Below are 21,052 nucleotides of genomic sequence, written 5' to 3'. Positions count from 1 at the left end.
TCATGGCGCCGCCTTCCCTCCTCGCTCGTTCCTCGCTCGTCAGTCCAGGCGACGCCGCGCCCCTCCAACTCGCTCACGCCGCCTCCTCCCCGTCGTCCATGCCGGAACGGGTGATCATGGCGACCAGCCGCTCGATGTCCAGGTCGGCGATCCGCTCGTCCTCGACGCTGCGGCCCTCGTACATCACGGTGATGCGGTCGCAGACCTCGAACAGGTCCTGCAGCCGGTGGGTGATGAGGATGACCCCGACGCCCTGCGCCGCCACCCGGCGGATCATGCTCAGCACCTGGCGGACCTCGGCCACCGCGAGCGCGGCGGTCGGCTCGTCCAGGATCAGCACCCGGGGTTGGAACGACACCGCGCGGGCGATCGCGACCGCCTGCCGCTGCCCGCCGGACAGGTGCCCGATCTCCTGGTGCGTGGACTTCACCCTGACGTGCAGGTCCGACAGCATCTGCGCGGCCCGGCGGTGCATCTCCCGGCGGTCCACGAACGGCCCGCGCCGCGGCTCGCGGCCCAGGAACAGGTTGCTGCCGACGTCCAGGGTGTCGCACAGCGCCAGGTCCTGGTAGACGATCCCGATCCGCTCCGCCCGCGCGTCGGCGGGGCTGGCGAAGCGGACCTCGCGGCCGGCCACGCTGATCGTCCCGGAGTCGTGCCGCAGCGCGCCCGCCAGGACCTTCATCAGCGTCGACTTGCCCGCGCCGTTGTCGCCGACCAGGCCGAGCACCTCCCCCTCGTGCAGCGTCAGGTCCACGCCGCGCAGGGACCGCACCGCGCCGAACGACTTGGTGATGCCGCGCAGGCTCACCAGCGGTGTGTCAGTCATCGCTCACTTCTCCAGGTAGTACAGGTAGTCCCGCACGTTGTCCGGCGTGACGATCTGGGTCGGCACCGGCACGTCCTTGGCCGGGGTGCGGCCGCAGGCCAGGTCGATCGCCGCGTTCATGGCCTCGTAGCCGAACTCGAAGGTGTTCTGCTGGACGACCCCGATGATCCAGCCCGCCCGCAGCCCGTCCACCGCCTGCTGGGACAGGTCCCAGCCGACGACCTTGACGTTCCCGGTGCGCTGCTGGGAGTTGACCGCGGCCGCCAGTCCGACCAGCGCGGGCTCGCCGGTCGCGTAGGCGTAGGGCAGGTCCGGGTCACCGGTGAGGAGGTTCTCGGCGGCGGTCTGGGCGTTCTCCTGGATGTTGCGGCCGTCCACCACCGTCTTGATCTTCATGCCGCGGGCGGTGACGGTGTCGGTGAAGCCCTTCTGCCGCTCCAGCTGGATGGTGCTGTTGAGCGCCCCCACGATACCGATGTCGCCCTTGCCGCCGGACTCCTTCACCAGGTGCTCGCCGAGCTCCTGGCCGCCCTTGGCGTTGGCGGTGCCGACCTGGGTGGAGACGGCGGGGTCGTCCACGGTGGCGTCCACCGCGACGACCGGGACCCCGGCGGCGTCGGCGCGCCGGACGGCCGGCTTGATCCCCTCGGTGTCGACGGCGTCCACGATGATCGCGTCGTACCGGTTGGCGACCAGGTCGTCGATGGCGTTGGCCTGGGTGGTGGAGTCGTCGTTGCCGTTGACGATCTGCACCTGCGCGCCGGCCTTGGCGGCCACCATCTTGGCGCCGCTGTTGATCTGGTTGAAGAACAGGGCCTGCAGGTTGATCGGGACGATCCCGATCCGCGGCGCCCGGCCCTGCACCTCGCAGGACTGCGCGACCCGCTTCGGCCCGGGCGGGCCCGCCTGCTGCGCCTTCTTCTCCGCCTCGATCTCCCTGCGGGCCTGGGTGTCGCAGCCCACGGTCGCCGAGGCCGCCAGGCCGAGCGCCACCAGGGCCGCCACGGTTCGTTTCATTCTGGGTCCTTTCATGCGGATCCCTCGGCGCGGGTGAGAACGTCTTCGACGGCGGCGCGGGACGGCAGCCCGTCCCGGGCGCCGGGGCGGGTGCACGACAGCCCGGCGGCGACGGCGGCGAACCGGGCGGCCGCCACCGGGTCCGCGCCGCGGTCGAGTTCGGCGGCGTAGGTGCCGGCGAAGCAGTCGCCGGCGCCGGTGGCGTCCACGGTGGTCACGCTCAGGGCCTGCCCGTCGCGGCGGGCGCCGGACGGGGTGAGCAGCGTCCAGCCGCGCGGGCCGTCGGTGACGAGCAGGTGGGTGCCGTAGGACGCGGCGGCCCCGGCCAGTTCGGCGTCGCCGCCGAGCAGGGCGGCGGCCTGGGCGCGGCCGACGACGGCGTGGTCGGCGACCTTCAGCGCGGCCCGCACGGCCTCGGCCGTGTCGGCGCCGTCGAGGTCGACCAGCACGCGGAACGGCACGCCGCCGTCGAACGCCGCCGCCGCGTCGGGGAAGCGGTAGCCGTCCAGGTAGAGCAGCCCGGCCCCCGCGCGGGCCGCGGAGCGGACGACCTCGGAGACGCGGGCGGTGCCGAGGTCGTCGTCCTGGCTGATGATGGACCGTTCCCCGTCGGGGGTGAGCAGGATGACCGAGGTGGTGAGGGCGCCGGTGCGGGCCGTCCAGGAGACGTCGACGCCGTCGCGGGCCAGCGCGTCCAGGAACGCCGCGCTCAGCGGGTCGTCGCCCACGACCCCGGCGAAGCGGACGGCGGCGCCCACGCGGGCGGCGGCGGCCGCGGCGTTGGCGCCCATCCCGCCGTCGCCGCGGTCCATCCGGGTGGCCTGGACGCGGTCGCCGGCGCCGGGCAGCGCGGGGACGCCGACCGTCAGGTCGCTGTTGGCGTAACCGCAGAACACGATCACGGAAGCTCCGCGCCGGCCCTGCGGGCGGCCTCGGTCAGCTCGCGGACCTTCGCCGGGTCGACCCGGCCCCACCAGCGGCCGTTGTCCTTCACCGAGGACGCCACGATCACGCCGTCGCAGGCGGGCAGCAGCCCGCCGATGTTGGCGGCGCTGATCCCCGAGCCGATGATCACCGGGAGGACGGTGTTCTCCGCGATGCCCGCGACCTCGTCCAGCGCGGCGGCGTCGCCGGTGCGGGAGCCGGTGGCGATGAGCACGTCGGCGTCGAAGAACTCGGCGTCCTCGGTCTGCTCGGCCAGGGTGCGGTCGGCGACGATGGCGTGCGCGCCGTGCTTGACGTGCACGTCGGCGAACACCTTGACGGGCTTGGCGCCGATCCGGCTGCGGTAGCGGGTGGCCTTGGCCGACTGGCCCTCGATGATGCCCTCGTTGGCGACGTAGGCGTTCGCCCACTGGTTGACCCGGACGAACCCGGCGCCGGCCGCCCAGGCGGCGGCGATGGAGCACTCGGCGGCGTTGGACAGCACGCTGACGCCGACACCTCTGCCCGCGCGGTCCCCGGCAGCCGACTCGCGGACGCGGTCGGTCACCACGGCCATCGCCGCGGCGGTCTCGTAGCCGTGCTCGCCGGGCTTGAGGAAGGGGATGTCCCAGTGGTTCTCCACGATCACGCCGTGGCAGCCGTTGCCGAGGTAGCCGCGGGCCTCCTCGACCGCGAACGCGGCGATCTCGTCCAGCGGGACGCCCTCGTAGTGCGGGCTGCCGGGCAGCGGGGGCAGGTGGACGGCGCCGATGACCGCCTTGCCCGTGCCGAACAGCTCCCTGATCGCGTTCGGCTTGGGCGGGAAGACGCCCAGCGTGCGCCCGCTTCCCGTGGTCTCGGTCATCCGCTGCTCCTGTTGCTGTAATCGATTGCAGTCGAAGTTTGAATGAACCGTAGGTATATATCCGCAGGCAGTCAAGGCTCTATACTCACGTCAAGCCGGGTCAAGCGGTAAATATCTCGGTGCGTGTTGTTTCGGGGAGGTAAACGATTGCAGCAGCGTGGCGGGAACGGAGGGCGCGTCACGATCGCCGAGGTCGCCGAGCGCGCCGGGGTGTCGACCGCGACGGTGTCGCGGGTCCTGTCGGGCCGGGGCCAGGCGTCGGCGGAGATGCGCCGCCGCGTGCAGAAGGCCGCCGACGATCTCGGCTACCGGGTCAACTCCATCGCCCGCGCCCTGCGCAACAGCCGGACCGACACCGTGGGCATGGTCGTCCCGAGCATCACCAACCCGTTCTTCACCTCGCTGGTGGAGAGCGTCGAGCACGCGCTGGGCCGGGAGGGCAAGGAGCTGTTCCTGTGCGACGCCCAGTCCGACCCCGAGGTCGAGGCGCGGCGGCTGGCCTCGCTGGTGGCGCGCAACGTCGACGGCATCATCGTCAGCCCCAGCCACGGCACCGCCAGCGGACCGGCCGTGCAGGAGACCGCCGACCGGCTGCCGCTGGTGCAGCTCGACCGGTTCGTCGGCGGCACCGACACCGACTGGGTGGGCGTGGACGACATCGCCGCGATGCGCCAGGTCGTCGACCACCTGCACGAGGGCGGCGCCCGCTCGGCCGCGTTCGTGGGGTCGCGGCTGACCAACTCCTCCAGCGAGCAGCGGCTGGAGGGCTTCCGCCGCCGCGCCGCCGACCTGGGCATGGCCGTCCGGGACGCGTGGATTCTGCTGGACGACTACACGGTCGAGTGGGGTGAGGCCGCCGTCGCCGAGCTCGCCGCCGGTTCGCCCGGCGGGCCGCCGGACGCGATCGTGTGCGCCGACGACCTGATCGCGCTCGGAGTCACCCGGGCCTGCCGGGCGCACGGGATCGACGTGCCGGGCCGGGTGCAGGTCACCGGGTTCGACAACATCGAGTTCGCGCGGCTCGGCGAGCCCGCGCTGACGACCGTGGACCAGCCCCGCGACCGCATCGCCGCCGAGGCCGTCCGGCTGCTGGCCGCGGCCGCGGAGGCCGCCGCCGGCGGCGACGCGGCGCCGGGCTCCCGCGCGCACATCGCGCTGGTCCCCCACCTGGTGGTCAGGGACAGCACCCGGGCGGGAGGCCCGCGATGAGCGGCGTCGACCCGGTGGAGCTGGCGCGGCGGCTCGTCCGGCTGGACACCCGCGGGGGCGGGGAGCGGCGGGCGGCCGACCTGCTCGCCGACCTCCTGGACGGCGCCGGGTTCGAGGTGCGGGTGGACGAGCCGGCCGACGGCCGCGCCAACCTCCTCGCGCGCCGCGTCCCGGACGGCGCCGCACCGTCCGCGATCACCTTCACCGGGCATCTGGACACCGTCCCGGCGCGCGCCGGGGAGTGGTCGTTCGACCCGCTGAGCGGCGAGATCCGCGACGGACGGCTGCTGGGACGCGGCGGCAGCGACATGAAGGCCGGGATCGCGGCGCAGGTCGCGGCGGCCGTGCGCGCCGCCCGGGAACGCCCGGAGGCCGCCGGGCCCCAGCTGGTCTTCACCTTCGGCGAGGAGACCGGCTGCGACGGCGCCGCGCTGATCGACCCCGCCCTGCTCGACCCCGCCGGGCTGCTGCTGGTGGCCGAGCCGACCGGCAACCGGATCGTGCTGGGCCACAAGGGCGCGCTGTGGCTGCGGGCGACGGCGCGCGGAGTGTCCGCGCACGGCTCGCGGCCCGAACTGGGCCGCAACGCGATCGCCGCGCTGGCGGGCGCCGCGCTGCGCGTGCACGGGCACGACCGCTGGCCGGCGAGCCCCACGCACGGCAGGGCCACGGTGAACGTGGGCACCTTCCACTCGGGCGTGCAGCCCAACCTGGTGCCCGACCGCGCCGAGATGCTGCTGGACGTGCGGACCGTCCCGGGGTTCGGGTCGGACGAGGCGGTCGCGGAGATCTCCCGGCTGTGCGGGCCGGACGTGGAGCTCGAGCGGGTCATGGACCTGCCGGGCGTGGCCACCGATCCCGCCGCCCCCGGACTCGGCGCGGTGCTGGAGACCCTGGTGCCGGGCTCGTCGGCGGAGCCGCCCTCGTACGCGACCTACTTCACCGACGCCTCCGTGCTGACCGGCCGGCTCGGCGGTCCCGCCGTGGTCGTGTACGGTCCGGGCGACCCCGAGCAGGCGCACGTCACCGACGAGACCTGCTCGGTGGCCAACATCGAGGCGTGCGCGGAGGCCCTCCTCCGGCTGCTGCTCACCCGGTAGCGCGCCGCGTCACCGGGCGGCGTCACGCGCCGGAGACGAAGACGTCGGTCCAGAACCGCTGCCGGTCGGCGTCGACGCCGACCAGGTAGGTCGCCTTGAGCTTGGGCGGCAGCAGCGGCGCGAGCCGCGCCGCCGCCTCCCGGTGCTCGCGCAGCTGCGACAGCTCGGCGTTGGCCAGGACGCGGTGCACGACGTCGGTCGCGTCCGAGCCCTCGGGCCCCTCCTCGCGGGCCGCGCGCAGCCGCCCCTCCCAGCCGTCGAGGTCGGCGGCCAGCTCCCGCAGCCCGGTGACCGGCCGGCTCGCCAGCCGCGCCTCCAGCTCGCCCAGCGGCACCGGCGCGTACTCCCCGTCCCCGAGGTAGATCTTGGCGACGTCGAGGGGCAGGCCGCGGCCGTGCAGCCGGATCAGCCGCTCCAGGGTCCGCTTGGTCATCCACTGCCGGCCCTCGTCGTCGATGTCGTTCTTCCACCACTCCAGCACGGTCTCGGCCGTCGCCCCGTAGCGGGCGATCAGCCACTCGTTGGCCGGGATGTCCTCCGGGTCGATCTCCAGCGACACGGTGAACCGGGACGCCTGCGCGATCGAGTTCCGCGCCACCAGCAGCTTGCGGCCGAGGTGGTACGGCGGGTTCTGCAGCGCGATCTGCGCCCGCAGCCCCTCGATCCGGCGGCCGGCCAGCGACCACTCCTGGGTGATCTCCATCAGCCTGGCGAAGGCGGCCTTGTCCTTGGGGCGGTTGTACTCGTCCCAGACGATCGCCTTGTCGCCGGACCCGGTGAACGGCGCGGCCAGCAGGTTGTCGAGCGTGCCGTCGAGCGTGGGCACCGGCGCGCACAGGTCCTCCACGTTGGTGACCGGGAGCGAGAAGTACAGCGGGTCGATGCCCAGCTCCTCCCGCATGACCTCCTTGACCACCTCGGTCTTGCCGCAGCCGGGCGGCCCCTGGACGAGCACCGACCAGCGGCGCTCCAGCGCCGTGCGCACCACCCGCCGCACCGCGTCGGGCAGGTGCCCGGGGTCGGGCGCGTCCGCCCCGGCGCGGCGCAGCTCCTCGGCGATCCGGCCGAGGATCTCCGGGGCCCGGTCCTCCCCCGGCCTCCCGTCCTTGCCGGGCGCGGCGAGCGGCAGCCGCCGTCCGTCCACCAGCGGCAGCCCCCAGGCGAGCGGGAAGCCCTCCAGCGCGCAGTCCAGGACGTGCTCCAGCGTGCGCGGCGACAGCAGCCGGCGCAGCTCCGCCGGAAGCGACGCCCACACCCGGAACACCCCGGCCAGGTCCACCCCGCGGAATTTGCGCGACAGCGCCGCCCGCCACGCGGTGTCGGCGGCGGTGACCCGCAGCGTGGCCATCCGGTCCAGGATGGCCAGGTCCGAGCGGCGCGCCCCGGTCTCGTCCCGCGACTCGTTGTCGGTGAGGAACACCCCGACGCAGCCCAGCGCGCGCAGGTCGTGCTCGCCGAGCGTCCAGTCGCAGGCGACCTGCATCAGCTGCGACTGGATGGTCGCCCCGGCCTGCAGCGAGTCGTCGATGAGCAGCACGAACGGCTTGCCCGGCCTGAGCTGCCGCATGATCAGCTGGCGCAGCACCAGCTCGCCGTCCTGCCGGACCGGGGCGTTGACCAGCAGGTCGTCGGGGGTGAGGTTGGCGGCGGGCACGTACACCAGCCGCACCCCCTCGTGCGCCCGCCGGACATGGTGGAAGAACGTGGAGGTCTTGCCGATGCCGTGGTCGCCGAAGACCTGCCCGGTGATGCCCAGGCCGATCATCGTGTCGATGAAGTGGGCCAGCCGCGGCCCGTCCGGCATGCTCATGGATCAAGTACAGCGGGTGAGGGCGTCCGGGATCACCCGATTTAATGGCACGCATGCGTGACGACGATGTGCGGACCTGCCTGCGCGTCCTGGAGGAGCTGGCCACCGCGCCCGACGGCGACCCCGACCTGGAGCGGGTGCGGAAGGCGGTCTCCGCGTTCGTCAAGCGCAACCGCGGGCGGGACCGGGCGCTGGAACGGCGCCGCCGCGCCGCCGCCGACGCCGCCGTCCTGGCCGGAACCGCCACCGGCGCCACCGACCGCGAGGAGGGCGCCCCCCACGCGCCGCCGGACGCGGCGCGGACGTGAGTCGTGCGGGCGCGCACGCCGCTCGGCGGGCTGCTGAGCTGCTACGTCTGCAAGGCCCACTTCGACGAGGCCGACGCCTTCTACCACCGGCTGTGCCCGCCGTGCGCCGAGGAGCACCACGAGCACCGGCACGCCCGCGCCGACCTGACCGGGCGCCGCGCGATCGTCACCGGCGGGCGGGTGAAGGCCGGGTTCGAGCTGGTCCTGAAGATGCTGCGGGACGGCGCGTCCGTCACCGCCCTCACCCGCTTCCCCGCCGACGCGCGCCGCCGCTTCGCCGCGGTGCCCGACCGCGGCGACTGGTGGGACCGGCTCACCGTCACCGGCATGGACCTGCGCGACATCCCCGCCCTCGTCCGCTGGTGCGACGAACTGAACGCCGCCGGGGAACCCCTCGACATCCTCGTGAACCTCGCCGCGCAGACTCTGCGGCACCCGCCCGAGTCGTACGCCGCGCTGCTGGAGGGCGAGGGCGCCGCGGCGCCCGCGCTGGCCCCCGCCGCCTCCGCGTCCGTCCCGCTCCTCCCGGTCGCCACCCGGTCCGGGACGGTGGACATCGCCGGCCTCCTGCCCGACCCGTCCCCGGACAACTCCTGGACCCGGCTGGTGCACGAGATCGACCCCATCGAGCTCCTGGAGGTGCAGCTCATCAACGTCACCGCCCCGTTCCTGCTGCTGGGACGGCTGCGGCCGCTGCTGGAGCGCTCCCCGCACCCGCGCCGGTACGTGGTGAACGTCTCCGCCGTCGAGGGGCAGTTCGACCGCCACCACAAGGGCCCCGAGCATCCGCACACCAACATGGCGAAGGCGGCGCTCAACATGCTCACCCGCACCAGCGCGTCCGAGCTGGCCGGCCGCGGCGTGCACGTCACCAGCGTCGACCCGGGCTGGTTCACCGACCAGCAGCCCGCGCCCGACCGGGAGCGCCGCGCCGCCGCCGGGTTCCGGCCGCCACTGGACGTCGTCGACGCCGCGGCCCGGATCTACGACCCGATCGTGCGCGGCGAGCGCGACGGCGACCCGCCGCACGGCTGCCTGCTCAAGGACTACCGGATCGCTAGCTGGTGACGGCGCCCGCCGTCACGATCAGCTTGCGCAGCGAGCCGACGAAGCCGTCCTCCAGCAGCTTCAGCGCCACCATCCACGCCTCCGGGCGGCCGCCCAGGTGCTCGTGGACGTGCTCGGCCAGCCGCAGCAGCACCCGCGGATCGGGCAGCCCGCCGTCCGAGGGGGCGAGGAGCGGGTCGGGGTCCGCACTGGACAGGACGTCGTCGGCGGTGAGAAGACCGCTCCGCCGCCGCATCATCTCCGCGACCTCCGGCCCGTAGGCCAGGCCCGGGTCCCAGTGCGGCCGCCGTCCCGGGTCGCGCAGCCGCCGGAACCGGCCGTGCCCGGTCTCCTCCACGAACGGCGGGGTCAGCGTCACGTCGCCGGACCGGCCGAGCAGCGTCCTGATCGCCGCGGTGCCGCGCATCCCGGGCAGCCACAGCGACCCGGCGACGACGTCCAGCACCTCCTCCGGGACGGTCTCCACCACGAAGACGGGGGTGAGGGTGCCCGCGACCAGCCCGTTCCCGACGACCTTGAGCAGCACCTCGGCGCCCGGCCGGGCCCCCATCGCGCACAGCGCGGCCAGCACCTCGGGGGCGGGATCGGCGACGAAGACCGCCAGTTCGGGATGGTCCTCGACCAGCCGCCGCACCAGGTCCACGGGGACGTCGGTGCGCCTGGCCATGAACCTGGCGGCCCGGTACGGGAACGGCCCCTCCGCCGCCCGGCGGCGCGGCTCGTCCTCCAGGACCGCGTTCCAGTCCACGCGCGGGATGGAGGCGTGGCGGCGGTTCACGACGGTGGGGACCAGCGGGCGGCCGGCGCGCCAGGGCTCGCAGCCGTCCAGGTCGGCGATCTCGGCGACCGAGCGCAGGAACTCCGGCCGGCGCACCCGCTCCGACACCTCGCGCAGCCGCCGCGCGCCCTCGTCGCTGGTGACCGCCGCCTCCGCGTAGGCGAGCACGCTGGGCTCCGACTTCTCCGGCCCCCACTTGAACGCGGGCAGCCGTCCCTGCTCCACCAGCGCCGCTAGCTCAGCGTGCCGCCCGGCGTCCAGCAGCGTCCGGCAGGCCCGGACGGCGCCGTGCGGGTCGGCGCCCGCGCCCAGGAACCACAGCATCTTCTCGGCCAGGTCGGGATCGGCCGCGTACAGCAGCGCGTGGTCCAGGGGATCCTGCGCCCGGTGCCCGGTCGACAGCAGCGTGCGCAGCTCGGCGGGCAGCGGCCGCGGCGTGACGCCGTCGCGGCGCGAGGTCTGGTGGGCCAGCTGGCGGCGCAGGTTGCGCGGGATGCGGGCCAGGCCGGCCTCGGCGGTCAGCAGCTCCCCGTTGACCTCCGGGTCGTCCAGATCGAGCAGCCGCCCCAACAGGCCGGGCGGATCGTCGTGCAGCAGCGCCTGCTCCACCAGCAGGGTGAGGTCCTTGGTCCTGCCCCGCCGCAGCATCGCCTCCATGACCACCCGGTTGGGCGTCCCGTGACTGTGCAGGGCGTGCGGGACATGGCCCGGCGGGAGGAGGCCGAGCAGCTCGCCCATCTCGCCGGGGGTGGCGAAGCGCAGCAGCCCCGCCGTGCAGCGGGCGATGTCGCGCGCCCTGGTCATCGTCCGGCCTTGGTGTGGATCGCGCTGGGGGGACATGAGGCGACACCGTACTGAAACCGCAGCGAACGCGCGACGCGTTACCCGCGACGTCTCAGCCGGGCGGCCGCACCCGGTGGCAGGCCATGGGCGGGTCGCGCCGCTCCGGCCACTCGTCGCCGCCCGGCGTGATCAGCCAGATCCACCGGTCCGGGTCGGCGGGCGCGATCGGCGGGGCGTGCCCGTCGGTCACCACGATCACCGCGTCCGCGGGCTCGGCCCTCGCCTCGACGTGCCGGCGGAGCGCCGCGAAGCTGGTGCCCCCTCCCCCGCGCAGCGGCTCCCCCGGGCGGAACGGCTTGACGGCGGCGTCGAAGGCCACCCACTCGGCCTCCACCCCGTCGATCCGGCCGACCAGCTCGCCCAGCCACCGCACCACGCCGTCCGGCATCGACCCGGAGGTGTCGAGCGCGATCACCAGCGCCTTCACCCGCCGCGGGCCCTGCCGGGACAGCATCGGCTCGTGCCCGAGCGCCGCGAGCAGCGCCCCGCGCTTCTTGGGGTAGGCGAGCCGCTCGCCCTCGCGCAGCTTCGACCCGAGCACGTCGACCAGCCACCGCTGCCACCACTCCACGCGCCGCGTCCGGACCGTCTCGCCGCGCAGGGCGTGCGCGCCGAGATCACCCCACACCCGGTCGACGCTCTCCGCGGCGCCCCCCGTACGGCCGAGCAGATCGAGCAGTTCCCGGCGGGCCGTACGGTCGCCGCGGCGGGCCGCGAGCAGGACGCTCCGCAGCACCTCGTTCCCGATCCGGTCCACGGTCTCCTGGTCGAGGACGCCCCCGCCGGTCCCGTCCAGGGCCACGTGCACGCAGATCGCGTCCCCCGTCCCGGGCGGGTTCCGCATCCGTCCCAGCTCGCGGTAGACGCTCAGGTCAGTGTCGGCCCACTCCTCGTACCGGAGCGGCTCCAGCCCCTGCTCCTCAAGGTCCTTGACATAGAGCCCGTGGACGCGCCGGGGGTCGACCCCGACCCGCTCCCCCTCCAGCTCCGGCAGGCCGCCGCCGAGCCGGGCGAGGGCGACGTGGTTGATGGTGACCTCGCACGCCAGCGTGAACACGGGGTCGGCGCGCAGGCCGGGATCGGTGAACAGGTGGCGCTGCACGATGTGCCGCGCCTCGTGGAAGAGCACGAACCGCACGCCCGCCTGCCCGATCCCCGCGAAGAAGCCCGGGTTGTAGAGCAGCAGGCAGGTGCCGTCGCCGGAGGCGAGCACCGCCGCGGTGTCCACCGCCGTCGTCGGGATCTGGTGGTGGCACTTGCTGTAGAGCCAGGACGCGATGGCGCTGTGCGACATCCCGAGGTCGAGCAGCGCCCGCTCCTTGAGGCGGCGCGCCTCGTCCACCACGTCCTGGTCGGCGGGCGCCCAGCGCTCCAGCGCCCGCCGGTCGGCGAGCTCCACCAGGGGCGCCCGCACCCGGTCCCGTTCCCCGTACGCCATGGCACCCCAGCCTCCCCGCAAACCGCGCGGGACTCCAGATGTTTTCCGGGCGGCGGGGCCGCCGGGCAAGGGGGCGGCCCCGTCCCAGGGCGGAGGGACGGGGCCGTTGGCCGCGCGGGTACCGGGCGCTGGGTGGACGCCGCGCGGACCGTCAGCGAAGGGCCGTCACGGCCCTTTCTTCACCGGCGGGGCCGGCGGGGGCGGCGTGGCCGGGCCGACGCCCTCCGCGCCCGCCCCGGTCAGGGAGCGGACCTCGATCTCCGCGTACTTGGCCGCGTTGTGCTCCTTGCTCAGCACGGTGCCGAGCCACCCGCACAGGAAGCCGAACGGGATGGAGACGATGCCCGGGTTCTCCAGCGGGAACCAGCTGAAGTCCGCCCCGGTGAACAGCGCCTTCTCCGAGCCGGAGACGACCGGGGAGAACACCACCAGGAGGATCGCCGAGCCGAGGCCGCCGTAGATGGCCGACACCGCGCCGGCGGTGTTGAACCGCTTCCAGAACAGGCTGTAGAGGATCGCGGGCAGGTTCCCGGACGCGGCGACCGCGAACGCCAGCGCGACCAGGAACGCCACGTTCAGCCGCTGGGCGTAGATGCCGAGGACGATCGCGACCGCGCCGATGACGAAGGCGGAGATCCGCGCGACCCGGACCTCGTCGCGCTCGCTGGCCTTCCCCTTCTTGATCACGTGCGCGTACAGGTCGTGCGCGAACGACGACGAGGAGGCCAGGGTCAGCCCCGCCACGACCGCCAGGATGGTGGCGAACGCGACGGCCGCGATGACGGCCAGCAGGATCGTGCCGCCCGCCTCGCCGAAGACCCGCTCCCCGATCTCCTGGGCGAGCTGCGGCGCGGCGGTGTTGCCCGCCGGATTCTCCGCGGCGATCTCCTTGGTGCCCACCAGGGCGGCGGCGCCGAAGCCCAGCACCAGCGTCAGCAGGTAGAACGCGCCGATGATGCCGATCCCCCACAGCACCGACTTGCGGGCGTCCCGGGCCGTCGGGACGGTGTAGAAGCGGATCAGGATGTGCGGCAGCCCGGCCGTGCCGAGGACCAGGGCCAGGCCCAGGCTGATCAGGTCGAGCTTGCCCGACAGGCCCTGCGACTCGGTCGCGTACCGCAGGCCCGGCTCGAGGAACTGGCCCGACTTGCCGCTCTGCTCGGCCGCGTCCCGCAGCAGGGTGGAGAGGTTGAAGCCGAACTTGCCCAGGACCAGGACGGTGACCAGGGTCGCGCCGCCCATGAGCAGCACGGCCTTGACGATCTGCACCCAGGTGGTGCCCTTCATCCCGCCGACCACCACGTAGATGATCATGAGGGCGCCGACCAGCACGATCGTGGCGCCCTTGGCGAACTCGCTCGTGAACCCGAACAGCAGCGCCACCAGCGCGCCCGCGCCGACCATCTGGGCCAGCAGGTAGAAGATCGACACGGCGATGGTGGAGACCCCGGCGGCGGTGCGGACGGGCCGCGGGCTCATCCGGAACGCCAGCACGTCGGCCATGGTGAAGCGGCCCGAGTTGCGCAGCAGCTCGGCCACCAGCAGCAGCGCCACCAGCCAGGCGACCAGGAACCCGATCGAGTACAGGAATCCGTCGTAGCCGTACAGGGCGATCAGGCCGGCGATGCCGAGGAAGGAGGCGGCCGACATGTAGTCGCCGCCGATCGCCAGGCCGTTCTGCACGCCGGAGAACGAGCGGCCGCCGGCGTAGAAGTCGGTGGCGTCCTTGGTGTTCCGGCTGGCCCGCACGGTGATGACGAGGGTGGCGGCCACGAACGTCAGGAACAGGACGATCGCCAGGGTCTCGTGGCTCATCGGGCGTCCCCCGCGCTCTCGGCCTCGACCGCGGCGCGCACCTGGTCGGCGAGCGCGTCGAGGCTGCGCTCGGCGTGCCGCGCGTACAGCCACGCGATGAGGAAGGTCGACACGAACTGCAGCAGCCCGAACACCAGCGCCACGTTGATGACCCCGACCACCTGCGTGCCCATGAAGTCGCGCGCCCAGCCCGACAGCACCACGTACAGCAGGTACCAGGCCAGGAACGCCGCGGTCATCGGGAAGGCGAAGCGGCGGAATCTGCGCCGCAGCTCCTGGAACTCGGGACTGCCCTGGAACCGTTCATAGACGGAGCCGGGGGTGCTCTGCTCGACGGACACGAGCCCTCCTCAGTTGTGACGCCGGTCACGCGCCACCGTAGGAGCCGGGCCGGGCACGGGCGAGGGGTGCGGCGCGGGGCTGCGGCCAGGCGCCGCTCACCGGCGGCGATCCACTCGTCGCGTCGACGAACGGTCCTCCTGGCACGGTGAACGGTCGGGATGATCCAGGACACCCCCGGGCATACCGGTCTCCGCCCCTTCGACGTGCCGGCGCGGCTCAGACGCGCTTGGGACGCCACGTGCCCCGGTCGACGTCCAGTGACTCGGGGGTGTGCAGCCGCACCATCATCCGCCCCACCCCCGGCGGCACCCGGCCCGGTGTGCACCACGACACGACGATCATCACGGCGAACGCGACCGGGACCGTCCAGGCCGCGGGCTGGGCCAGCAGCGCGCCCGCCAGCCCGTCCGGCGGCCCCGCCGCGATCGTGACCGCCACCGCCGCGCCCGCCAGCGTCCCGCCGGTGACCAGCCCGGCCAGCGCGCCCGGCACCGTCAGCCGCCGCCACCACACCCCCAGCACCAGCAGCGGGCAGAACGTGGACGCCGCCACCGCGAACGCCAGCCCCACCACGTCCGCCACCGCCAGCGAACGGGCCGCGACCGCCCACGCCAGCGGCACGACCAGGGCCAGCAGCGTGGCGGCCCGGAACGAGCGGACCCCGCCGCGCAGGATGTCCTGCGCCAGCACCCCGGCCACCGACACCGTGATCCCCGAGGACGTCGACAGGAACGCCGCCACCGCGCCGCCGGTCACCAGCGCGCCGAGCAGGTCGCCGCCGAGCCCGCCGATCAGCCGCCCCGGCAGGGTCAGCACCACCGCGTCGGTGCGGCCCGTCATCAGCAGCTCGGGCGTGTAGAGCCGGCCCAGCGCCCCGTACAGGGCGGGCAGCAGGTAGAAGGCGCCCAGCAGCGACAGCACCATCACGGTGGTGCGGCGCGCCGCCCGGCCGTCGGGGTTGGTGTAGAAGCGCACCAGCACGTGCGGTAACCCCATGGTGCCGAGGAAGGTGGCCAGGATCAGCGAGTACGTGGCGTAGAGGGAGTGGTCGCGGCCGGCCAGCGGCATCGCCCACTCCCGGTCGGTGCGCGACGGCGTCCCGGTCACGTGCGGCACGTCGGCGCCGGGCGGGAAGGTGAGCGCGGTGTCCTTGTCGACGCGGTGCGGCCCCGGCGCCAGCACCAGCGCGTCGCCGTCGTGGGCGCGGCCGTCCACCCGGCCCTCCGCGGTGACCCGGACGGGCGTGACGACCTCCACGGTGACCGCCGCGCCGACCGAGACGGTGGTGCGGTCGGCGAACCGCGGCGGGGCGTCCCGCGACGACAGGCCGGGCGCGCCGTCGTACCGCCACGCCAGCAGCAGGAAGACCAGCGGCACCGCCAGCGCGGTCAGCTTCAGCCAGTACTGGAACGCCTGCACCATGGTGATGCTGCGCATCCCGCCGGCCAGCACGTTCACCGCCACGACCACCGCGATCAGCACGCCGCCCGTCCACACCGGCGCGCCCGCGACCGTGCGCAGCACCAGCCCGGCGCTCTGGAACTGCGGCAGCAGGTACAGCCAGCCGATCAGCACCACCAGCACGCTGGTGACGCGGCGGACCGCCATCGACTCCAGCCGCGCCTCGGCGAAGTCGGGCAGCGTGTACGCGCCGGAGCGGCGCAGCGGCGCCGACACCAGGACCAGCAGCACCAGGTAGCCGCCCGTCCAGCCGACCGGCAGCCAGAGCATGTCGGCGCCGTAGGCCAGGATCAGCCCGGCGATGCCCAGGAACGAGGCCGCCGACAGGTACTCGCCGCCGATCGCCGACGCGTTGCGCAGCGGGCTGACGGTGCGGGAGGCGACGTAGAAGTCGGAGGTGGTGCGGGACATGCGCAGCCCGAGGGTGCCGACCAGGACGGTGGCCAGCACGACCAGCACCACCCCGGCCAGCCCGTACGCGGCGGTCATCGGCGCTCAGTGGTCATCGGCGCTCAGCGGTCCCCGCCGGGGGCGCGGTCCACCAGGTCGGCGAAGTCGCGCTCGTTGCGCTCGGCCTGCCGCACGTACCACCAGCCGCAGGCGACGAACCACGGGTAGATCAGCCCGGCCAGCAGCACCCAGGCCAGCGGGACCCCGAACGGCCGCTGCACGCGCAGGTCGGGGAACAGCGCGAACAGCGCGGGCAGCCCGAGCACCACGACGGCCAGCACCAGGCAGACCCGCACCGCCAGGCGCAGCTGGGCGCGCACCAGGGAGCGCATGTACGCCTCGCCGAGCCCGGTCTGCTCGTCGATCTCGCGGGTGACCGGGTAGCGGGGGCGTCGGGCGGCACGGGTGCGCGGGCCGGTCACCAGCACCCGCCCCGGCGCGATCCGGCCCTCGCGCCCCGCCTTGGCCTCCCTGCCCTCCCGGCCTTCGGCCGTCATCGGGACGGCCTCGCCTTGCGCACCAGCAGGTCGCGCAACTCCCGCACGTGCCGCCGGCTGACCGGCAGCTCGGCGCCGCCGACCAGGATCGTGCAGCGGCCCGAGTCCAGCCGCAGCTCCTCGATCGCCGACAGCGCGACCAGATGGCTGCGGTGCACCCGGACGAACCCGGCGGCGCGCCAGCGCTCCTCCAGCGCCGCCAGCGGGATGCGGACCAGATGGCTGCCGCCGCCGGGCACATGCAGGCGCGCGTAGTCGCCCTGCGCCTCCACGTACAGCACCTCGGCGGGCGCGACGAACCGGGTCACCCCGCCGAGCTCGACCGGCATCGACTCCGGCTCGGCGGGCGGCTCCGGCTCGGCGCCCGCCGCACCGCCGCCGGGCCGCTGGTCATCGGATCCCCGGCCGACGCTCTCGGAGACGCGCCTGATCGCCTCACCCAGCCGCTCCGGACGGACCGGCTTGAGGATGTAGTCGGTCGCCTTGATCTCGAACGCGTCCACGGCGTGCCCCTCGTAGGCGGTGACGTAGACGATGTGCGGCGCCCGCGCGAACTGCGCCAGCACCCGGCCGAGCACCGTGCCGTCCAGGCCCGGCATCCGGATGTCGAGGAAGACCGCGGCGATCGGGCGGCCCTCCGCCAGCGCCCGGTCGAGGCGGCGCAGCGCGGCGGCGCCGTCGCGGGCGGTGTCGATCTCGCCGATCCGCGGGTCGGCGCGCAGCAGATGGACGAGGTCGTCCAGCGCGGGCGCCTCGTCATCCACAGCCAGGACACGCAGGCCCACCACACCGTCCTTCCCTGTGCCGCATGCCACATTTCATTCAATGGCCGCCCGCGAGTCAAGCGGCCGGAGCCCCGCTCCCGGTTCGTATGGCCACGGGAACGTCATGAGGCGGTGACGCCCGGCCGGTACTTGGGTACGCGCAGGGTCACCTTCGTGCCCGCGCCCGGGCCGGTCTCGACGGCCAGGCCGTACTCGTCGCCGTACACCTGGCGCAGCCGGTCGTCCACGTTCGCCAGCCCGATCCCGGCCGCCTCGCCGTCGCCTCCCGCCGCGGGACCGCCCTCGGCGGGGTGCCCGGCGGCGGCGCGGTCCTCGCCCGCCAGCAGGCGCCGCACGCCCTCGGGGTCCATCCCGATCCCGTCGTCCTCCACGCTGATCACGCAGTCGGATCCGGCGTCCTCGGCCACGATCGTGATGAGGCCGGGCGCGGCGCGGTCCTGCAGCCCGTGCCGGACGGCATTCTCCACCAGCGGCTGCAGGCACAGGAACGGGACGGCGACCGGCAGCACCTCGGGCGCGATCCGCAGCGTGACCCGCAGCCGGTCCTCGCCGAAGCGGGCGCGCTGCAGCAGCAGGTAGCGGTCGACGGACCGCAGTTCCTCGGCCAGGGTGGTGAAGTCGCCGTGCCGCCGGAACGAGTAGCGGGTGAACCCTGCGAACTCCAGCAGCAGCTCCCGGGCCTGCTCCGGGTCGCTGCGCACGAACGAGGCGATGGTCGTCAGCGAGTTGTAGATGAAGTGCGGCGAGATCTGCGCGCGCAGCGCCCGCACCTCGGCCTCCATCAGCAGCGTCCGGGACCGGTCGAGGTCGGCCAGCTCCAGCTGGGCGTCCACCCACTGGGCGACCTCCTCGGCGGCGCGGATCAGCCCGGCGGGCACCTCCTCGCCGTAGGCGGCCAGGGTGCCGACCACCCGGTCGTCGGTGGTCAGCGGGACCACCACGACCCGCCGGATCGGGCAGTCGAGCCGGTCGCAGCCCACGTCGTGCACCTGGGTGCGGCCGTTGCCGAGGGTCACCTCGGCGTGCCCGGGGACCTCTCCGGCATGGTGCTCGTGCGCGCCGTCCCAGGCCAGCAGCCGCCCGCCGTCGGTGATCGCGAGCGCGGCCGAGCCCAGCAGCGCGCGCAGGTGCCGGGCCGCCTTCTGCGCGCCCTGCTCGGTGAGCCCGGCGCGCAGCGCGGGGGCGGCGCGCGAGGCGGTGTGCAGCGTCTCGAACGTGGCCCGCCGGACGGGTCCGCCCAGATCGCCGCCGCGCCCGCGACGCCGCCACCACAGGATCACCGGGACCCAGGTGACGACGAGGGTCGCGACAACGGCGAGGACGACGTCCATGCCGCAAGAGGCTACGCCGCCCCGGGGCCGCGGCGGCAGGTCACGACGGCGGAGTCATGGCGGCGCGCAGCCGTTCCAGCGTGGCGAGGCGGCCCTCCTGAAGGATGCGGAGGGTCGCGGCGTGGTCGGGATAGCAGCGCATGAACCTGTTGGTGAAGTGCGTGCCGTAGTGGATGCTGCCGCCGGCGAGGTCGTCCGGGGCCCGCACGGTGGTCTCGAAGCCCGGCTCGTGGAAGTAGGCCAGCGCGTAGTGCTCGCGGTCGCCGAGGGCGATCCTGTGCGGGGTCGACATCAGCCGCCCGCCGGTCAGGAACTGCATGATGTCCCCTGGGAAGACCGTGAGGACGTTGGGGACGGGCCGTACGAAGGTCCACGGCGCCTCGCCCCCGCACCGGCCCCGGCCCGCGGTGCTCTCAGTCTCCAGCCAGCTGCGGAGCCGCTCCTCGCCCGGCGCGGGCGGCCGGATGTAGAGGCCGCCCGCCTCGTCCTGGGCCGCGATGACCAGCAGGCCGTGGTCGGTGTGCGCGCCGATGTCGCCCCCGGCGCGCGCCGGGGTCCCGGCGCGCTCGGTGCGCTCGGAGCGGGCGGGGAAGCGCAGCATCCGCATGTGATGCCAGCCGTCACGGGTGAGCCGGGTCAGCTCGTCGATGGCGGGCAGCCCGAGCCCGAGCGCGGCCAGCCGCAGCAGTTGCTCGCCGATGGCCCCGGCCACGTCCATGAAGCCGCGCATGGCCAGCCGGTATTCGAGGTCGGGCCAGGGCACGGGCCCGTGGCAGGGCCAGCCCTCCCGCACCCGGGCGTCGCCCGCCGGGACGTCCCGGCACACGGTGAAGATCTCCGAGCGGTCCGCGGGGCCCGCGGCGCCGTCCTCCCCCGGCGCGATGTAGCCGCTGTAGGACAGGTCGGTGACGTGCCGCGCCTTGTACTCCAGCGGCAGCGAGAAGAAGCGGCGGCCTGCCGCCGTCGCGGTGACGGCCCGCTGCGCCATGACGGGGCAGGTGGCGACCCGGACCACGCCGTCCGCCCGCCAGGCGGCGATCATGTCGCGTCCCAGCTCACGGTCGGACGGAGTGCCGAGCACGCGCTCCGGTAGTCGAAAGGTGAGCAGGTCGGTCATGTCGGGATCCCTTTCTCGGGGGTGGCACGGTTTCCCGCCGACTTCGTGGTCTCCCGCCATCTACGCGCACGGAGGGGCGGCGCGTCACCCCTTGCGCCGCCGTGCTGCGCCCAGCGACCCGCGCGCGTCGTTCAACGGGCGAGCGGGCGGCCGGCGGCGAGGCGGGCGCGGCCGGCGCACGCGTGCACCGCGCCGCATGCCGGGCGTCGCCGCGGGCTCAGGACGGCGCGCTCTCCAGCCGCGCGACGATCGGCGCGATCAGCTCGTCCAGCTCCGCGACGATCACCGCCACGGCCCGGTAGGCGGTCTCGGCCGCCGCCGGGCCGGGGCCGCCGGGGGCCGCGGGCAGGCGGTCGAGCGGCACCGGGGCGTCCACCTGGACGGTCGCGCGCAGGTGCGGGGCCTTGGCCAGGTCCTGCTCGGCGGGCTTCACGAACTGCCCGAAGATCTCCGGCCAGCCCTGCCAGCCGCGGTCGCGCCACCACTCGCGGGAGGCGGCCAGCGGCGCGGGCAGCGGCGCCACCAGCCGCACCCGCGCGGTCAGCGACCCGTCCCAGGTGTTGCGGACGCACTTGGCCGACAGGATCCGCCGGTGCCACCGCACCAGTCCGGGATCGGTGACCGGCGGGGTGGCCACCCGCCAGGCGGCGCAGCAGAACGTGACCGGGGCGATGTCGCCCCAGGCCCCGTCGAACTCCCCGATCTCGTCCCAGAACCGCCCGGCGTAGCGGCCCGCGCCGCCGCCCCGGCCCCGCTCCCTGTCGTAGCGGTCGTCGACCCAGAACGCCCGGTGCCCGGCCATGGTCGGTCCACCCTCCGCGGGGTCGGGGTCAGCAACAGGGTCTGGGGCCGGTGCCCGCCCCGGTCAGGGCGAGGTGATCCCCGCGGTGGGCGGGACGTCGGGCACGGTGGACGGCTTCGGGACGCCCTTGAAGGTGAACGTGGCCTCCTCGCCGGTCCCCTCGGTGCCCACGATGACGATCTGGCCGGCCTTGACCTCGTTGTAGAGGATCTTCTCCGACAGGTTGTCCTCGATCTCGCGCTGGATCGTGCGGCGCAGCGGAC

General features: G+C 74.4%; 20 protein-coding genes. 4 read left to right on the top strand and 16 right to left on the bottom strand.

Features of this window, described 5'->3' with window-relative positions; genetic code table 11:
• Positions 1-73: 73 nt before the first annotated feature.
• The 4 genes from ACFPZN_RS49455 to ACFPZN_RS49440 are packed head-to-tail and all read right to left on the bottom strand — an operon-like array spanning position 74 to position 3,635.
• Positions 74-829, bottom strand: a complete 756-nt coding sequence (locus ACFPZN_RS49455) for an ATP-binding cassette domain-containing protein (protein WP_378290985.1) — start codon at positions 827-829, stop codon at positions 74-76.
• Positions 830-832: 3 nt separating this feature from the next.
• A complete protein-coding gene (locus ACFPZN_RS49450; RefSeq protein WP_378290983.1) occupies positions 833-1,846 on the bottom strand; it encodes a substrate-binding domain-containing protein in 1,014 nt (337 codons plus the stop codon).
• 11 nt (positions 1,847-1,857) lie between these two features.
• Positions 1,858-2,748 (bottom strand): carbohydrate kinase family protein, encoded by an 891-nt coding sequence (locus ACFPZN_RS49445; protein WP_378290981.1) that lies wholly within the window; start codon positions 2,746-2,748, stop codon positions 1,858-1,860.
• Complete coding sequence (locus tag ACFPZN_RS49440; RefSeq protein ID WP_378290979.1) at positions 2,745-3,635, bottom strand: BtpA/SgcQ family protein; 891 nt, start codon at positions 3,633-3,635, stop codon at positions 2,745-2,747. Before ACFPZN_RS49440 ends, ACFPZN_RS49445 begins: the two co-directional genes overlap by 4 nt.
• Before the next feature lie 147 nt (positions 3,636-3,782).
• On the opposite strand from ACFPZN_RS49440, the gene ACFPZN_RS49435 reads away from it, so the two are divergent.
• Both ACFPZN_RS49435 and ACFPZN_RS49430 read left to right on the top strand, forming a co-directional pair.
• On the top strand, positions 3,783-4,844 hold the full coding sequence (locus ACFPZN_RS49435) for a LacI family DNA-binding transcriptional regulator (RefSeq protein ID WP_378290977.1): 1,062 nt from the start codon (positions 3,783-3,785) through the stop codon (positions 4,842-4,844).
• Positions 4,841-5,944, top strand: a complete 1,104-nt coding sequence (locus tag ACFPZN_RS49430; RefSeq protein ID WP_378290975.1) for a M20/M25/M40 family metallo-hydrolase — start codon at positions 4,841-4,843, stop codon at positions 5,942-5,944. The genes ACFPZN_RS49435 and ACFPZN_RS49430 overlap by 4 nt, the downstream gene beginning before the upstream one ends.
• A gap of 22 nt (positions 5,945-5,966) precedes the next feature.
• Here ACFPZN_RS49430 and ACFPZN_RS49425 read toward each other — a convergent pair whose 3' ends face one another.
• Positions 5,967-7,754 carry an ATP-binding protein gene (locus ACFPZN_RS49425; protein ID WP_378290973.1) on the bottom strand — a complete coding sequence of 596 codons (1,788 nt, stop codon included), beginning with the start codon at positions 7,752-7,754 and terminating at the stop codon, positions 5,967-5,969.
• Positions 7,755-7,807: 53 nt separating this feature from the next.
• Between ACFPZN_RS49425 and ACFPZN_RS49420 the strand changes: the two genes are divergently transcribed.
• Positions 7,808-8,062 (top strand): hypothetical protein, encoded by a 255-nt coding sequence (locus ACFPZN_RS49420; RefSeq protein ID WP_378290971.1) that lies wholly within the window; start codon positions 7,808-7,810, stop codon positions 8,060-8,062.
• A gap of 3 nt (positions 8,063-8,065) precedes the next feature.
• Positions 8,066-9,130: an SDR family NAD(P)-dependent oxidoreductase gene (locus ACFPZN_RS49415; RefSeq protein WP_378290969.1), complete on the top strand. Its 1,065-nt coding sequence runs from the start codon at positions 8,066-8,068 to the stop codon at positions 9,128-9,130.
• Here ACFPZN_RS49415 and ACFPZN_RS49410 read toward each other — a convergent pair.
• The 11 genes from ACFPZN_RS49410 to ACFPZN_RS49360 all read right to left on the bottom strand — a co-directional run.
• Positions 9,120-10,712: a hypothetical protein gene (locus ACFPZN_RS49410; RefSeq protein ID WP_378290966.1), complete on the bottom strand. Its 1,593-nt coding sequence runs from the start codon at positions 10,710-10,712 to the stop codon at positions 9,120-9,122. The genes ACFPZN_RS49415 and ACFPZN_RS49410 overlap by 11 nt on opposite strands.
• 91 nt (positions 10,713-10,803) lie before the next feature.
• Entirely contained in the window at positions 10,804-12,189 is a 1,386-nt protein-coding gene (locus tag ACFPZN_RS49405; protein WP_378290964.1) for a DUF2201 family putative metallopeptidase, read from the bottom strand.
• Between the two features lie 165 nt (positions 12,190-12,354).
• Positions 12,355-14,004, bottom strand: a complete 1,650-nt coding sequence (locus tag ACFPZN_RS49400) for a solute symporter family protein (RefSeq protein ID WP_378290962.1) — start codon at positions 14,002-14,004, stop codon at positions 12,355-12,357.
• Entirely contained in the window at positions 14,001-14,345 is a 345-nt protein-coding gene (locus ACFPZN_RS49395; protein ID WP_378290960.1) for a DUF485 domain-containing protein, read from the bottom strand. Before ACFPZN_RS49395 ends, ACFPZN_RS49400 begins: the two co-directional genes overlap by 4 nt.
• 217 nt (positions 14,346-14,562) lie before the next feature.
• The gene (locus ACFPZN_RS49390; RefSeq protein ID WP_378290958.1) at positions 14,563-16,296 is read right to left on the bottom strand and encodes a sodium/solute symporter; all 1,734 of its coding nucleotides are present in this window, start codon (positions 16,294-16,296) and stop codon (positions 14,563-14,565) included.
• Positions 16,297-16,319: 23 nt separating this feature from the next.
• The gene (locus ACFPZN_RS49385) at positions 16,320-16,754 is read right to left on the bottom strand and encodes a hypothetical protein (protein WP_378290956.1); all 435 of its coding nucleotides are present in this window, start codon (positions 16,752-16,754) and stop codon (positions 16,320-16,322) included.
• Positions 16,751-17,542: a LytR/AlgR family response regulator transcription factor gene (locus ACFPZN_RS49380; protein WP_378290954.1), complete on the bottom strand. Its 792-nt coding sequence runs from the start codon at positions 17,540-17,542 to the stop codon at positions 16,751-16,753. Before ACFPZN_RS49380 ends, ACFPZN_RS49385 begins: the two co-directional genes overlap by 4 nt.
• Positions 17,543-17,640: 98 nt before the next feature.
• Positions 17,641-18,870 carry a sensor histidine kinase gene (locus tag ACFPZN_RS49375; protein ID WP_378290952.1) on the bottom strand — a complete coding sequence of 410 codons (1,230 nt, stop codon included), beginning with the start codon at positions 18,868-18,870 and terminating at the stop codon, positions 17,641-17,643.
• A gap of 40 nt (positions 18,871-18,910) precedes the next feature.
• On the bottom strand, positions 18,911-19,987 hold the full coding sequence (locus ACFPZN_RS49370; RefSeq protein ID WP_378290949.1) for a 2OG-Fe(II) oxygenase family protein: 1,077 nt from the start codon (positions 19,985-19,987) through the stop codon (positions 18,911-18,913).
• 217 nt (positions 19,988-20,204) lie between these two features.
• Positions 20,205-20,789, bottom strand: coding sequence for a hypothetical protein (locus tag ACFPZN_RS49365; protein ID WP_378290947.1), 585 nt, complete (start codon positions 20,787-20,789; stop codon positions 20,205-20,207).
• A gap of 63 nt (positions 20,790-20,852) precedes the next feature.
• Positions 20,853-21,052: hypothetical protein (locus ACFPZN_RS49360; protein WP_378290945.1), on the bottom strand; the 200-nt coding region annotated here is incomplete at its 5' end.

The organism is Actinomadura rugatobispora (assembly GCF_042656285.1).
Lineage (GTDB): Bacteria > Actinomycetota > Actinomycetes > Streptosporangiales > Streptosporangiaceae > Spirillospora > Spirillospora rugatobispora.
The sequence above is the reverse complement of the archived record's forward strand: the minus strand, read 5'-3'. Positions and strand labels throughout refer to the sequence as shown.